Source organism: Candidatus Nitronereus thalassa (assembly GCF_032191465.1).
Taxonomy (GTDB): Bacteria; Nitrospirota; Nitrospiria; order Nitrospirales; family UBA8639; genus Nitronereus; species Nitronereus thalassa.
Map to the genome: position 1 here is coordinate 775,128 of NZ_JAQOUE010000001.1, position 14,154 is coordinate 789,281.

General features: G+C 48.7%; 13 protein-coding genes. 9 read left to right on the forward strand and 4 right to left on the reverse strand.

Annotated elements, in window-relative coordinates:
• Positions 1-100: 100 nt before the first annotated feature.
• Complete coding sequence (locus tag PPG34_RS03665) at positions 101-841, reverse strand: FkbM family methyltransferase (protein WP_313831784.1); 741 nt, start codon at positions 839-841, stop codon at positions 101-103.
• A gap of 60 nt (positions 842-901) precedes the next feature.
• Positions 902-3,346, reverse strand: a complete 2,445-nt coding sequence (locus PPG34_RS03670; protein WP_420888082.1) for a heavy metal translocating P-type ATPase — start codon at positions 3,344-3,346, stop codon at positions 902-904.
• Positions 3,347-3,701: 355 nt separating this feature from the next.
• On the opposite strand from PPG34_RS03670, the gene PPG34_RS03675 reads away from it, so the two are divergent.
• From PPG34_RS03675 to PPG34_RS03685, 3 genes are all read left to right on the forward strand, one after another.
• Positions 3,702-4,466: an energy transducer TonB gene (locus tag PPG34_RS03675; protein ID WP_313831786.1), complete on the forward strand. Its 765-nt coding sequence runs from the start codon at positions 3,702-3,704 to the stop codon at positions 4,464-4,466.
• Positions 4,467-4,544: 78 nt separating this feature from the next.
• A complete protein-coding gene (locus tag PPG34_RS03680; RefSeq protein WP_313831787.1) occupies positions 4,545-5,111 on the forward strand; it encodes a Slp family lipoprotein in 567 nt (188 codons plus the stop codon).
• Positions 5,112-5,216: 105 nt separating this feature from the next.
• On the forward strand, positions 5,217-5,834 hold the full coding sequence (locus PPG34_RS03685) for a glutathione peroxidase (protein ID WP_420888059.1): 618 nt from the start codon (positions 5,217-5,219) through the stop codon (positions 5,832-5,834).
• Positions 5,835-5,905: 71 nt separating this feature from the next.
• On the opposite strand, the gene PPG34_RS03690 is transcribed toward PPG34_RS03685, so the two are convergent.
• Positions 5,906-6,301, reverse strand: a complete 396-nt coding sequence (locus tag PPG34_RS03690) for a hypothetical protein (RefSeq protein ID WP_313831788.1) — start codon at positions 6,299-6,301, stop codon at positions 5,906-5,908.
• A 386-nt stretch (positions 6,302-6,687) separates the two neighbouring features.
• On the opposite strand from PPG34_RS03690, the gene PPG34_RS03695 reads away from it, so the two are divergent.
• Positions 6,688-7,218 (forward strand): bactofilin family protein, encoded by a 531-nt coding sequence (locus tag PPG34_RS03695; protein WP_313831789.1) that lies wholly within the window; start codon positions 6,688-6,690, stop codon positions 7,216-7,218.
• A gap of 75 nt (positions 7,219-7,293) precedes the next feature.
• Here PPG34_RS03695 and PPG34_RS03700 read toward each other — a convergent pair whose 3' ends face one another.
• Complete coding sequence (locus tag PPG34_RS03700) at positions 7,294-8,238, reverse strand: glutathione S-transferase family protein (RefSeq protein ID WP_313831790.1); 945 nt, start codon at positions 8,236-8,238, stop codon at positions 7,294-7,296.
• A gap of 166 nt (positions 8,239-8,404) precedes the next feature.
• On the opposite strand from PPG34_RS03700, the gene PPG34_RS03705 reads away from it, so the two are divergent.
• The 5 genes from PPG34_RS03705 (at position 8,405) to PPG34_RS03725 (ending at position 14,147) form a co-directional block, all read left to right on the forward strand.
• The gene (locus tag PPG34_RS03705) at positions 8,405-9,052 is read left to right on the forward strand and encodes a molybdopterin-dependent oxidoreductase (protein WP_313831791.1); all 648 of its coding nucleotides are present in this window, start codon (positions 8,405-8,407) and stop codon (positions 9,050-9,052) included.
• Between the two features lie 15 nt (positions 9,053-9,067).
• Positions 9,068-10,177 (forward strand): mandelate racemase/muconate lactonizing enzyme family protein, encoded by a 1,110-nt coding sequence (locus tag PPG34_RS03710; protein ID WP_313831792.1) that lies wholly within the window; start codon positions 9,068-9,070, stop codon positions 10,175-10,177.
• A gap of 262 nt (positions 10,178-10,439) precedes the next feature.
• Positions 10,440-11,366 (forward strand): nuclear transport factor 2 family protein, encoded by a 927-nt coding sequence (locus PPG34_RS03715; protein WP_313831793.1) that lies wholly within the window; start codon positions 10,440-10,442, stop codon positions 11,364-11,366.
• A 34-nt stretch (positions 11,367-11,400) separates the two neighbouring features.
• On the forward strand, positions 11,401-12,399 hold the full coding sequence (locus PPG34_RS03720; protein WP_313831794.1) for a hypothetical protein: 999 nt from the start codon (positions 11,401-11,403) through the stop codon (positions 12,397-12,399).
• Between the two features lie 173 nt (positions 12,400-12,572).
• On the forward strand, positions 12,573-14,147 hold the full coding sequence (locus tag PPG34_RS03725) for a M16 family metallopeptidase (RefSeq protein WP_313831795.1): 1,575 nt from the start codon (positions 12,573-12,575) through the stop codon (positions 14,145-14,147).
• The last annotated feature ends 7 nt before the right edge of the window (positions 14,148-14,154 follow it).

Genomic DNA, 14,154 nt, shown 5'->3' on the forward strand with positions numbered 1-14,154 from the left:
ATTTCATAAATATTGATCACAACCCACGCAAAAGTGAAATGGTGGGAATTTTATCTCTTGGAGTTTTGCAAAAAGGGTAAACAAGAAAAGGCAACCCGATTCATATACCAAGTAATTGTTCTCTTTTCTGAATAATCGGGGAAGTTTGTCTGGCAAAGAGAAGATCCACTTGCAGTAAAAAATCTTGCCGAATTTGACAGGTGGACACATCGAAGACGCCATACCCAAGACTGGCCATATGATGAATATACGCTTCAAAGTCTGGCGCATTGCGATTGTACTGAATGATCGGCATTTCTAGATAAACAAAATCCACATCTGAAAGGACTTGCTTGGCGCCCTTCAGGATATCCAATTCTGCGCCTTGGGCATCGATCTTGAGTAAGGAGGACGGGCTTAAAGCAAATCCGGTTTCGGCAATCACCTCATCTAGCGTTTTTGTCTTTCGAGTAGTCTGAGTTTTTTGCACATTGGTATTTTCTTCATAGTACGACGACCCTGTCTCACATTCAAAAAATGTTTTTTCCAAGCCCGTCTCCGAACCCAACAAATGGATGCCATAGGACACGCCAGGCAGATTTTCTTGAACCTTGCGCAAATAGTCTTCCTTGGCCAAGGCATCGATCATATGCACCTTGGATTCAGGAAAAATAGATTTAATGTTTCGCGTCCATTCCCCCTGGTATGCTCCCACATCAATAATGGTCGCGGGAACAAACCCATGCCTTCGGAGTTTATGAAAGACATGACTTTCTATTTCTGTTGACAATACAAAGTTAAGAATTTTTCTTTTCGACCGCTGCGACGCACCTTTTATTAACTTCTTTACCAACCAATACATGAGAAAGTTTCCCTGGATGAGTGATGGTGGATGACAAGGGCCTCGGCAAGGCCATCATTCCTACTTGTCCAACCCAACGTATCGGAGTCGAAGAGCATTCGTAATCACCGACACCGAGCTAAATGTCATGGCCACGCTGGCAATCATAGGACTCAATAAAAGACCAAATATGGGAAAAAGGATACCAGCTGCCACCGGAACCCCAAGCAGGTTATAGAAAAACGCAAAAAACAAATTCTGGCGAATGTTGCCCATTGTGGCCCGGCTAAGATTGCGTGCACGAGCCACCCCTCGAAGATCGCCTTTCACCAAGGTAATCCCCGCACTTTCGATGGCCACGTCCGTACCTGTTCCCATGGCAATCCCTACATCAGCCTCAGCGAGGGCCGGGGCATCATTAATTCCGTCTCCAGCCATAGCCACCACATGCCCTTTTTTCTTTAATTGTTTCACCACCTGATGTTTATGCTCCGGCAATACCTCAGCTTGAATATGTTTTAACCCAAGTTGCTTCCCGACAGCCTCCGCCGTTTGCCGATTGTCACCGGTCACCATCACAATGTTCAGCCCTTCACGCTTCAACGACTGAAGCGCTTCAATTGTAGTTGCCTTGATGGGGTCCACCACACCAATCACACCAGCCGGTTGCCCATCCACAGCAACAAACACCACCGTCTGCCCTTCGTTTCGTAAGGTCTCACTTTGCTTATTGAGCTCGATCAGCTCTTTTGCCGATACTCCCACATCACGTTCAAGAAATTGTCGATTTCCCAAAGCCACTAATTTTCCATCGACTTTTCCCTCGACCCCCGCCCCGGTTTGCGAACGAAACGCCTCCACGACGCCCAAGACTAGATTCTGTTCTCTCGCGCCATTCACAATGGCAGAGGCGAGTGGATGCTCACTCGCTCGCTCAATGCTTGCCGCCAATTGAAGCAGGGCGGCTTCACTAAATGCTGGCGTGGGCACGACGGATTGCAACACGGGCTTGCCCTCGGTTAACGTGCCGGTTTTATCCACCACGAGAGTATCAACTTTTTCCAAGCGTTCGAGAGTTTCTGCATTTCTAATCAGGATTCCTGCGGTCGCTCCGCGCCCCGTCCCCACCATGATGGACATAGGGGTTGCCAATCCGATGGCACACGGACAGGCAATAATCAGCACAGCAACAGCATTGACCAACGCATAGGCAAGTCGAGGTTCAGGCCCAATGGTGGCCCACACACTAAACGCCACAGCCGCGACCAACACGACAATCGGGACAAAATACCCAGCGACAACATCAGCGACGCGCTGAATGGGCGCTCGACTTCGTTGCGCTTCGCTCACCATCTGGACAATTTGCGCTAACATGGTCTCTTGCCCCACACGTTTGGCCTGCATGAGGATCATGCCTGTCCCATTGATAGTCCCGCCCATGACCCAATTCCCTCTCCGCTTTTCAACTGGAATTGGCTCGCCGGTCACCATGGATTCATCGATGGACGTCGAGCCTTCGAGCACCTCTCCATCCACGGGAATTTTTTCGCCAGGCCGAATGCGCAAACGATCATCCACGGATACCTTCTCGATGGGAATATCCTCTTCCTTGCCATTGCTCCACACGATCCGCGCGGTTTTAGGCGCTAGCCCCAGCAAAGCTTTCAACGCACTCGTGGTTTGACTGCGGGCTCGGATTTCCAGCACTTGACCTAAAGCGACCAACACAGTGATGACAGCGGCGGCCTCAAAATATACGGGCACTTCGCCACTTGCCAGACGAAAAGCTTCTGGAAACAGTCCAGGCAGAATCGTGGCCACCGCACTGTACCCGTAGGCCGTCCCCGTTCCCATTGCGATAAGCGTAAACATATTGAGACTACGATTGACTAGCGAGGCCCATCCTCGCTGAAAGAACGGAAATCCCACCCACAGTACCACTGGGGTCGCCAGGACGAATTGCAGCCAGTTCGTAAGTTTCGCAGATAAAATTCCTTTCAACGGCTGCCCGGGAATCATATCGGACATGGCCAACAGAAATACTGGTAAGGCCAGAACTAATCCAAGCCAAAAACGGCGGGTCATATCGATCAGCTCAGGATTGACTTCTTCGAGCGCGACAGTTCGTGGCTCCAATGACATTCCACACTTGGGACAATCGCCCGGATGGTCTTGGACAACCTCGGGATGCATGGGACACACGTATTCGGTTTTGGTAGTAGACAATTGGATGGATGCCGGTTCAAGAGCCATCCCACATGAAGGGCAGGCCGCTGGAACGTCCGATTTCACTTCCGGACACATGGGACAAATATATTTCGTTCCCGGCTTAGCCGGGACATCTTCCATTCCTTGCTTATACCTTCCACTTACATAGCCATCGGGATCTCGACGAAATCTTTCTTCACAGCGGGGATTACAGAAATAATATGTCGTCCCGGCATACTCATAGTTTCCCGCCGCCGAAAGCGGATCGACCTTCATGCCACAGACTGGGTCCACGACCTTGGCGACGGTGGCCATCATGAGTTCTCGACGCTTCCGTGGGGGTTTGGGGCTTTCAGCTTCAGATTCCATAAACCCTCCAGGTCCTCAGGCCAATTATTGACACTCCACTTAATTATAGCGACTTGCGCAAGTTTTCTCAGGCCCAAATGCCTTTTAGACGTATTTCCTGATCGGGCACCATGTTCGCATATTCTCCCATTTTCCTTAAGAGTAGACTAGGCAATAATTACCTCTCCATTATCTATTCTATTTTTGCGATGAAAGAGTTAACGCCAAAAAATGAAAAAGGTTGAAGATCACGCCTCAACAACAGTATTCTTAGAATTCAACCCTTTAGTTGTGGCATACGAATCCTTTTGAACGATGCGTGAAAATGACATTCCATAAAAAAAGATCACGCTACTTTGGAGTATTTAGTTCATACTCTCTCGTGGTTCATTTAGCCGTATTCGTCGCGATTTTTATTTTCTCGACGACCCCTCCTCCCAAGGTTTCTTCCCCGACAATCAACGTCAGATTGGTGGATGAACCAACATCCCCCCCACAAAACCAGGCCGTACCTCGCGTCTCGAATTTTCAGAAGGTTGACCATAAAGCGAGTGCTGAAAAAACGGCAATACCGCCTGCCACACCAACTCCAACACTTTTTCAAGTCTTACGACCAGATCTTGTTTCTACCTCCTTGCCCCAGAAGGATGGAGATAGGTCTCGACTGTCAACACAGGCATTCGCCCCTGTTGCGGTCAATGGGTTAACCCCAGTCAGGATCATTCCCACTGGAACTGGATTTGAACACGAACCCGAGATCACATCACACTTCTCTCGAACCCTTCTCGATCACAAGGCAAGGAGTTCCCTCCTGGCAACCACACCGGCGAAAATCCTCTTTAAACAGCCTCCTCCCTATCCCAGAGTCGCCAGAGAATTGGGCTTAGAAGGAAAAACCCTTCTGCGAGTGGAGGTATTGCAGGATGGACGTCCAGGCAGTGTGAAGGTGAGAGAAAGCTGTGGACATGCGGTCCTCGATGAAGCCGCAGCCCAAGCCATTAAAAACTGGAAATTTGCACCTGCTCAAGACGGACTCTTTACGGTTCGAAGTATCGTCGATCTTCCGATTCGGTTTTCCCTCCAATCGTAACCATTCCTACAAAATTGGCATTCCCATTTTACGGGAGTACAATAAACCATTACCTTACCTTTCTTATGGAAAGTCTTTATGCAAATTCTCCGTATAACCCTCCTCGGCCTTCCCCTTCTCTTTGGCTGTGCCACAGGGTATCATGAGGATTGGCTTCCCCAAGAAACGCTCGCCAAAATTGACCCCACCCTGAACTTCGACCACCTCAAAGATGCACCAGAGTCCCACGAAGGAAAAACCCTCGTGTTGGGGGGAGAAATCCTAGAAGCCAAACGCATGAAAGAATATACGCGACTGGTCATTTTGCAATTGCCTTTGGATAACGACTATGAACCTGTCACCGATCGCATGAAATCCCAAGGAAGATTTGTGGCGCTAGAACGAGACTTTTTGGATCCGGCCATTGTTCCGGCCGGCACTCGCGTGACGATTGTTGGCTCGGTCTCCGGCAGCCTCACAGAACCGCTGGACGAAATGGAGTACACCTATCCCACGATTGCCATTGACCACCTAAAAACGTGGCCCAAAGCCCACGATTACCCATACGGTCCGTACTCGTATCGATACCGACCCTATTGGTACGGCCCATACTTTTGGGATCCTTACTATTTTGGTCCATACGGCCGGCCTTATTATTTTTGGTGAATTACGCTTCTCCAAGGATCACGAATGGTGTATCTTTGTTTCTACCAACCAGCATCAGCATGAATAGGTAGCGCCTCATCTTTCATAGCGAAAAGGAGTGCTCTCATGAATATGACATCACGGCATCTCGCGTTTGGCCTTTCAGCCATGCTCGTTCTCGGGCTCACCCTTAGCTGCAAACAAGGATACTCAATGGAATCTCATGAGACGTCACAAACTGCTAACCAGCAGGCATCCATGGCTCCGGTCTATAAATTTACTCTCAATGACATTGATGGCCATCCGGTAGATCTCAAGCGTTTTCAGGGAAAAGTATTACTACTTGTCAACACCGCGAGTTTTTGTGGCAACACTCCTCAATATGATGGATTGCAAACGCTGTATGAACAATACCGGGAACAAGGTTTCGAGATTTTGGCGTTTCCCGCCAATAATTTTGGACAGCAAGAGCCGGGCACCGATGAGGAAATTAAATCCTTCTGCTATACGAAGTATGCCTTGGATTTTCCGCTGTTTAGTAAAATCAGTGTGAAAGGCGATGATACCCATCCGCTCTATCAGTACCTCACGCAACGGAGCCCATTCCCAGGCGACATTGAATGGAACTTTCAAAAATTTTTAGTGGATCGACAAGGTCAAGTGATTGCCCGATATCGCCCAGGGCTCAAACCGTTATCCGATCAGATTGTCACCGGGATAAAACAGGCCTTGACCAAAAGTTAGGAAGGATGAAGCCGATAGCTTTCTATGAGAACAGGGCCTAGCAGGAAGGATTTAAAAAGATTCTTTCGGAGTTAGGTCCCCACTTCCAGGCTATTTTCCTCATCTGACACTTCGAATTGCACGAGCATTTCGTATTCAATCACCCAATCTTCCAGACGCATGCGAATGCCAGTATTCCCAAACATACCCCATTTTTCGCCTACGGCTTGGCGATAATAAAATTCCACGAGGCCTTGAAACACCGGAATATTCAAGGGCCCCTCATATCCCTCGGGACGCGACACCAACAGCGGTTCAGTCTCTGCCCCTTCACGAACTAATTGCCGGACATCTACACAAAGATTGGCATACGCAGCATCTCTGACTTGCAAATCGAAGAAAATGCGCGTGATGACATGCTCTTCATCACTGCCATAGGACGGTGAATTGACCACACACCGCCGAAACGCCATGGTCGCAATTGGCATGAACCTCGTCCTCGCCTGCTTGCAAGCCTCACAATCCCAATAGCGTTAACATAGCCCTCCAAACAATCAGATTTTCGAAAGATACCATCTACCTCTACCCCGACCAAGTCAAGCTACCTGACTAACACCGATGCTCCTACATTCCTTTCCCATTGAAGAAAATCAGAACCAGCCAAATTAGAAAAAAATGGACTATCTACTCCCGACCACAGAAAATATCTCAAAATTGTAAAGAGGTTGAGCGAAAGAAGCAGAAGGGGGAAAAATTTAATATATATTGACAAACTTCCGATAAAGGAATGCTGGGGATACCGCTTTGCCTAGGCCAAAGGGTATTCAACCCCACGCAATGCGAACACCATTCATCGGAGAACAAATTATTACGCATGAGTACTTCAAGCGAAATTAAAAATCCGTCTTTCCTCAGGCAAAACCAGGCCCGAGGTCGGTCAGTGAACCGGACCGCCAAGGGGTCTAAGGGTGCGCCACGCCGACGATCGGCCGATGAAATCGTGGCGTTTTTTGGGGAAGGGGTCGAATGCAAAGGCACGATCGTCAATCATGGAAACATCCGCGTTGACGGTCGCTTTGAAGGGAAGATTACGACTAAAGGTTCGTTGCTCGTTGGAAATCACGCCATGATTGAAGCCCGAGTGAAAGCTCGGTCAGTTGAAAGCGAAGGAACAATCATTGGCGACATCACCGCCAAAGACAATGTCAAACTCCGGAGCACGGCAAAGGTAGACGGGGAATTGAGAACTCCGCAATTGTTTATTGAGGAAGGGGCAATTCTGAATACTCCTTGGACCTTACGGATGAAAAACGCCAAAATCAGCGGCCGCCTTGTTGATGCCAAGGGTCTCAACGTCGTCGAAACCCACGGCGTGGATCAGGCACATTTATTTTCAAAGACTTAATTACTTTCATTTAATCCCCAGCACAATTCACCCAATCCTCATAACCTAAATCCCTGCCTCAGGTTATTTGGAATTTTATCCTAAATGGTCTCGGCCATGAGGCGACCAGAGGTCTTGTTCAGGACCTAATGGAACAATGCGGGTAGGATTGATGTCATGGTGGGTGACGTAATAGTGCCGTTTGATATGATCAAAATTCACGGTTTCGGCTACGCCATCGTGTTGGTATAAATCTTTAATGTATCCGAAAAGATTGGGGTAATCGACGATGCGTCGGAGGTTACATTTAAAGTGTCCATGGTACACAGCGTCGAACCGAATCAACGTCACAAACAATCGCCAATCTGATTCGAGAGGCGTTGGGCCGAACAGATAGCGTTGATTTGCCAGGCGAGATTCCAGTCGATCTAGGGCATCGAACAGTCTTCTCACTGCAGATTCGTAGATGGCCTGAGAAGTCGAAAACCCGGCTCGATACACACCATCATTCACATTTTCGTAAATATCCTCATTAAGACGGTCGATTTCTTCACGCTGCGGTTCTGGATACAAATCCAGATTCTCGTTGGTAAATTGGTTAAAGGCGCTATTGAGCATGCGCATTAAGTCATCGTCGGAATTACTCACAATCCGCTTCGTGTTCGTATCCCATAACACGGGAACCGTCACACGCCCACGATAGTGGGGATCTGTCGCAAGATAGGCCTCACGCAAAAATTGAAATCCGTTGATCGGATCTTTGGTATGGACCGGGCCCTCCCTAAAGGCCCACCCGCTTTCATCGTCACGAATGGGGTCGACCACTGTCATCCCGATCACATCTTCGAGACCTTTCAATTTTCGCACGATAATCGTGCGGTGGGCCCAGGGACAGGCCAAAGATACATATAAATGATATCGCCCCTTTTCTGCGCAGTACCCGGAACTCTTATCCGCCGTCACCCAATCACGAAAGGCATCGTTCTGACGTTTGAAGGCCCCTTCTTCAGTTTGTTCATCTGGAAATTGAGCTTGTGTCATGTTCAATTTTTCTAAAAATAAGAAAAGGTACCCCCTTCATTTCAACAATGGAATAATTTCAAACGCCCCTGACTTCATTAAAACTTCACCAATGGTCAAGACAATTGAAAACCTCTTGGTTCGGGTGCCTTCCTTGTGGGATACTGCCATTCACGGAGGCAATATCATGGAATATAATGAAAAAACCATTCAAGCCAAACAAAAGATGGCCCAACATCGACGAGAATTTAGTTGTCGTGAGGTTGATGAATACTCCGATGACCCTCGTCTTCCACCAGGTCAACATATCGTCAACAACTGGCCAGTATTAGATTTAGGATACAAACCTGACGTAAAGCTCGAGGATTGGAAACTTACCGTAGATGGATTAGTGACCAACCCCATCACGTGGAACTGGGATGAGTATCAAGCCCAACCCCAACAACCATTTACTTCGGATTTTCATTGCGTCACCTCCTGGAGTCAGTTCGATATGGAATGGCTGGGGGTGAGTTTCCGGCATTTGCTCAGTGTAGTACAGCCGAAACCCGAAGCCAAATATGTGCTCTTTGAATCGTATGATGATTACACCACCAACCTTCCCCTTTCCGTATGCAATGACGATGACGTCTTTCTCGTGCATACCTGGAACCATCGCCCACTAACCCGTAACCATGGCGGGCCCGTTCGGATGATTATTCCAAAACGGTATGCCTGGAAGGGTGCGAAATGGATCAAGAAGATCTCCTTCGCGCAGAAAGATCAAAAGGGGTTTTGGGAAGTGCGCGGCTACTCCAATACGGCTCTACCTTGGGAAAATGATCGGCATGGCTGATCGACTGATATTTTAATGACCTCCCTCGACCGCACGGCCATCACAAAAATCCAACTCTGGACTCTGGACATTCCCACGACTGATCCCTTTGTTGTAGCAACTGGGCAGTTGAATACGGCTCAAAATATAATTGTCAAACTTACCTTGCGCGATGGGTCGGTAGGCTTCGGCGAAATCGCGCCGTTTACGGATATCACAGGTGAAACGGTCACCGACAGCTTGAAAACGGCGCAATCATTGGCCAACTCACTCCTTGGTACCTCGGTTTATCAATACCGGCGTCTAGCACAGCAGTTTCAGAATTATGCACCCAATTTTCCCGCAACACGTTGTGGGATGGAAACTGCCGTTTTGGATGCCCTATGTCGATCAGCGGGTATTCCACTGTGGACCTTGTGGGGTGGCGCGGATGTTCGAGAGCGGGAAACCGACATCACGATTCCCATCTGCAATCCAGCACGAACGTTGACTCTTGGACAAGAGTGGTATGAACGTGGCTTTCGCCTATTCAAAATGAAAGTGGGCCATGACGTGGATAAAGATATTCAACGCATAGAAACCCTTCACCAATCGCTCCCGGATGTCACGTTTTTGGTTGATCCCAATCAGGGGTTTACTCGGGACGCCGCTGCCACGTTTATTGAAGGTGTGAAAAAAGTTGGCGGAATCATTGAAATCTTAGAACAACCACTCCCCAAAGACGACCTCGAAGGCGCTGCCTGGTTAAGCCAAACGTACCATATTCCCATAGCAGCTGATGAATCTGTGCAAACGGTGTCCGATGCGCAACTCGTTATTCAGCACAAGGCCGCCAACTTCATTAATTTAAAAATCACAAAAAGTGGAGTCCTGGAAACCTTGGACATTGTGACTCTGGCAAAACAATCTGATCTAAAGCTGATGATAGGTGGGATGTTAGAAACCCGGATTACCATGGGATGCTCGTTCAGCTTGGTACTAGGATTTGGCGGGATCGAATACTTGGACCTTGACACACCCTTACTCTTGGAAACCGATCCGGTGAAAGGCGGCTATACTTACCGTTGCTCCTACTTGCAACCCTGGTACAACCCAGGGTTAGGCGTCAGCCTACCTCCTCCTGCAAATTCCGAAGTAATCCAGTAAAATGCAGAAAAAAGGACGATGGCGTGACTAGGCAAGGATTAGCCTATTTAGTCAATTTACTTAATGCGATAATGGTGACACATATCACGGCGCCCACGTGAGGGTTTTCCCTTGACGAAATGGAGACCAAGCTCTATGCTCCCAGCAACGTCATCTGCTAAATAGCCCTTCGTACAATCGATTTCCGCAATGTGCAAAATTCCGCACGTTTCTGATTTTCAACAATTACCCGAATCGACCATTGACTAGTCCAATATCCTACATGCGTCTTCCTGTTTTTCTTTTGCTCCTCATTTCGATGTCCTTGGGAGGTCCTAATTCTTCGCTGAATGCGCAGACTCTCCCAAACCTTGCAGATGTTGATAATCCGGAAGTCGTGATTCGACTCTTGGTCGAAGCCAATGCGAAGAAGGATCTGGCCACGATGAAACGATTCATGGGGGGAGATCCTCATGCACTCGGCTATACTATTGGCGGGCGTAAGTTTATCGGCTGGGAAGAGTTTGCCAAAGTCATGGAAACAGAGTTTCGTGATACGGTAGAAATTAAAATTCCCATTACGCATCTTCAGGTCACCCAACGAGGTGACATTGCGTGGTTTGCCTTAGAATTAGATTACACTCGTGTCACTCGCACCCAAGACGGCCTTGCCACCAAGGTCATTCCCTTGCGAGAAACTGGCGTCCTGGAACGACAACAGGGTACGTGGCAATTGGTCAATTGGCATGAGAGCATGCAAAAACCTCTTCAAACCACCTCGCCAATCCCCGCGAATTTGCCTGCAACGCCGAAATCCCAGGAGCCACCAAAACCGCTGACCCTAGCTGGGATCTGGGAAATTCAAGAAGAAGACAAAACCTATCAGGCCACACTCGACGAACAAGGTAACGGCCCCTATACCCATGAACAAGGAACGTTCACTACGACAGAACTCGATGGTCGGCTGTGGTCTGGGACCTGGGCACAAAAAGGCAATGACCGCGAAGGGGAATTTGAAGTGCTCCTGTCAGAAGATTTCATGACCGCTGAAGGAGTGTGGTGGTACACCCGAGTTGAAGAACATAAAAACATCCCACCGCGGATGCATGGTGGTTCATACCTGTTTACCCGCATTGGACCGACGGTAGGGCATGCCCCACAATCAGAACCACTGAGTACACCAACCCATGACCAACATCAGAATCAATAAGTTTCTTTACATTCCGTCAAGAAGGAGAATTTGAATGCGTCAACTCATAATCGGGCTCACCTGCCTGTTCCTCACAAACTCTATTGCCGTGGCACACGAAAAAAGCCACGACCATCATCAGGTTCCCACGTTAAATAAAGCCAACACTGTGGTGTCCATGGAAAAAGATCAGGTGACCATCACCTTCGGACCAATTGATTTGCCTGCCGGCCATGAAGGTGACTTGGCTGCCAGTATGCCTAAACACTTTTTCAATATGCCGGAACTTCGGTATATGACGGGGTACAAAGCCGAAGTCTTTACCAAAGAAGGCGGGGCCCTCCCCAAAGAGTACCTTCATCACTTGTTATTGTTGGATATGGATGAACCGAGCATCTCTTGCCCGGGGGAACCGTTATTCATGGCTGGCGCTGGCATGGAAATGACGGATACGCGTTTCCCAACCGGCCATGGTGTGAAACTTGATCCCGCTCATAAACTTATGACGCTGGTCGCGTTTTATCATAAGGTCCCACCAACAAAGAATGTGTACGCACGATTTACCATGTATACCGCCCCTCAGGGTGCCAACATGGCGCCCCTCGAAGTCTACCAAGTCGGGGTCAACGTGGTGTGCTTTAGCAAATTCGATCAACGACCAGTCAACCAAAGTGATGAAGGCATCAGCATCCAACCAGGCGTGCAAGTGAATACCTCCCCGTTGCGATTCTTAGTCGATGGATGCGTGAAGTTCGCCTACCCCCATGGCCATAATGGTGCGCTTCTCATCGCCTTAGAAAATCGAACGCAAAATAAAACGTTATTGCGGACCGTGCCAAAGGTTACCCAAGACGGCACCCTGATTGAGTTCCCCATGCATCAGGTCTATGCCGATGAGCAAGGCTTTTCAGTCAGTACCAAAGAGGATTACGAGATGGTCTTGGTTCATCACCGACCACTCCAACAGAAAACCGAAGCCTGGGGCATGGGCAATTACTTGCTCTACATGACCCGCGGGGAATGTCAATCCCTCGCGAAAAACTCTACGCCATAAATATGCGTCACACCTGAAGCGTGAGACGTGATGCGTTGAAAAAAAGAGGTGAATTTCTTCTCCGCTTCACGTTTCACGAATCAGGTATGACCAGTGACTTCTCAACAAAACACCGGACTCTACCTTCTACTCGATCTCTTGCAACTCCCCTAGGTGCTGGTTAGGATAAGATCATGATGACTACAACAACTCAAAATCGTTCAACGTACAAAATTCTCCGCGCCTCGTGCATCAATGTTTTCAAATATGGCCTTCTCTTCTTTACCCTTCTGACTGTCCCTGCCTCGGCATGGAGTCAAAGCCTCGAAGCATTTGAACAGCGAGTGACAGAACATACCCTAAAAAATGGGTGGAAATTTATTCTGGTCGAACGTCCGGTGGCACCAGTCTTTGCCTTCATGACGAGGGTAGATGTCGGGTCGGCTCAAGAAGGCGCCGGGGTGACCGGACTGGCCCATATGTTCGAACATATGGCGTTTAAAGGCACCCCGCGACTCGGCACCAAGGATTACGAAAAAGAAAAGCTCGCATTAAAACAACTGGAGGAAGCCTACCTCATCTATCAGCAAGCCAAGTTCGATCCACAAGCCGACCCAGCCCACGTTGCACAACTCTTCAATGCGTTTAAAGATAAACAAAAAGCCGCCTCACAATACGTCAAGAAAAATGAGTTTGGTGATATCATCGAACGCGAAGGCGGAGTCTCGCTTAATGCCTTCACGAGCGCCGACGTCACCGGATATTTTTACGCACTACCCTCAAACAAAGTCGAATTATTCGCGTATCTTGAATCCGAACGTTTTCTAGAGCCCGTCTTTCGGGAATTTTACGAAGAACGGGATGTCGTCATGGAGGAGCGCCGCATGCGCACCGAAAGCCGCCCCGTAGGCCGTCTGCTCGAGCAATTCACGGCGACTTCCTTCACCGCACATCCGTATCATCATCCCGTGATTGGGTACGCGAGCGATATTCAATCGTACACGATGACCGATGCCCGGGATTTTTATCGCACCTATTATGTCCCCACGAATATGGTAACCGCCATTGTCGGCGACATTCATCCAAAGACGTTAATCCCACTTTTGGAAAAATATTTTGGACGAATCCCTGCCGCCCCCCCATCACCGAAGCTTCGTACCGTAGAGCCCCCGTCCATTGCTGAAAAAATTATTACTCTTCAAGATCCCTCTCAGCCCTTTTACCTAGAAGGCTATCATAAGCCATCCATTACCCATGAGGACCAACCCGTATTTGACGCCATCGATGACATTCTGACCAACGGGCGAACCTCCCGGTTTTATCGTTCGTTGGTTCGCGATAAAAAGATTGCCGTGGCTGCCGGCGCCTATGGTGCATACCCTGGCGAAAAATACCCACATCTTTGGGTGGCCTATGCCGTGCCGGGTCGAGGTGTTGAGAATGTTACCATTCAACAAGCCATCCGAGAAGAACTCGAACGGTTAAAAAACGAAGATGTTACGGATGAAGAATTGTCCAAATTTAGAACACGCGCCAAGGCCAATTTAATTTATTCCTTAAAAAGTAACTTAGGACTCGCCATGAGCTTGACCGACTATCACACACTTTTCGGGGATTGGCGTGAACTGTTTCGATATATCGAACGTTTTGACAAAGTCACCAAGGAAGATATTCGCCGGGTTGCGAAGCAAACCTTTCACGCCTCCAACCGAGTGGTGGCACAAATCGAAACGGCCGAACCACCCTCCCCGGCCACTCAAACCCATTAGGAATTAA

Coding starts and splice junctions, on each gene's coding strand:
- PPG34_RS03685 (WP_420888059.1), top strand. CDS start 5,217: ATGAATATGACATCACGGCATCTCGCGTTTGGCCTTTCAGCCATGCTC.
- PPG34_RS03690 (WP_313831788.1), bottom strand. CDS start 6,301: ATGCCAATTGCGACCATGGCGTTTCGGCGGTGTGTGGTCAATTCACCG.
- PPG34_RS03725 (WP_313831795.1), top strand. CDS start 12,573: ATGATGACTACAACAACTCAAAATCGTTCAACGTACAAAATTCTCCGC.
- PPG34_RS03705 (WP_313831791.1), top strand. CDS start 8,405: ATGGAATATAATGAAAAAACCATTCAAGCCAAACAAAAGATGGCCCAA.
- PPG34_RS03710 (WP_313831792.1), top strand. CDS start 9,068: ATGACCTCCCTCGACCGCACGGCCATCACAAAAATCCAACTCTGGACT.
- PPG34_RS03680 (WP_313831787.1), top strand. CDS start 4,545: ATGCAAATTCTCCGTATAACCCTCCTCGGCCTTCCCCTTCTCTTTGGC.
- PPG34_RS03720 (WP_313831794.1), top strand. CDS start 11,401: ATGCGTCAACTCATAATCGGGCTCACCTGCCTGTTCCTCACAAACTCT.
- PPG34_RS03700 (WP_313831790.1), bottom strand. CDS start 8,238: ATGACACAAGCTCAATTTCCAGATGAACAAACTGAAGAAGGGGCCTTC.
- PPG34_RS03695 (WP_313831789.1), top strand. CDS start 6,688: ATGAGTACTTCAAGCGAAATTAAAAATCCGTCTTTCCTCAGGCAAAAC.
- PPG34_RS03715 (WP_313831793.1), top strand. CDS start 10,440: ATGCGTCTTCCTGTTTTTCTTTTGCTCCTCATTTCGATGTCCTTGGGA.
- PPG34_RS03665 (WP_313831784.1), bottom strand. CDS start 841: ATGTATTGGTTGGTAAAGAAGTTAATAAAAGGTGCGTCGCAGCGGTCG.
- PPG34_RS03670 (WP_420888082.1), bottom strand. CDS start 3,346: ATGATGGCCACCGTCGCCAAGGTCGTGGACCCAGTCTGTGGCATGAAG.
- PPG34_RS03675 (WP_313831786.1), top strand. CDS start 3,702: ATGACATTCCATAAAAAAAGATCACGCTACTTTGGAGTATTTAGTTCA.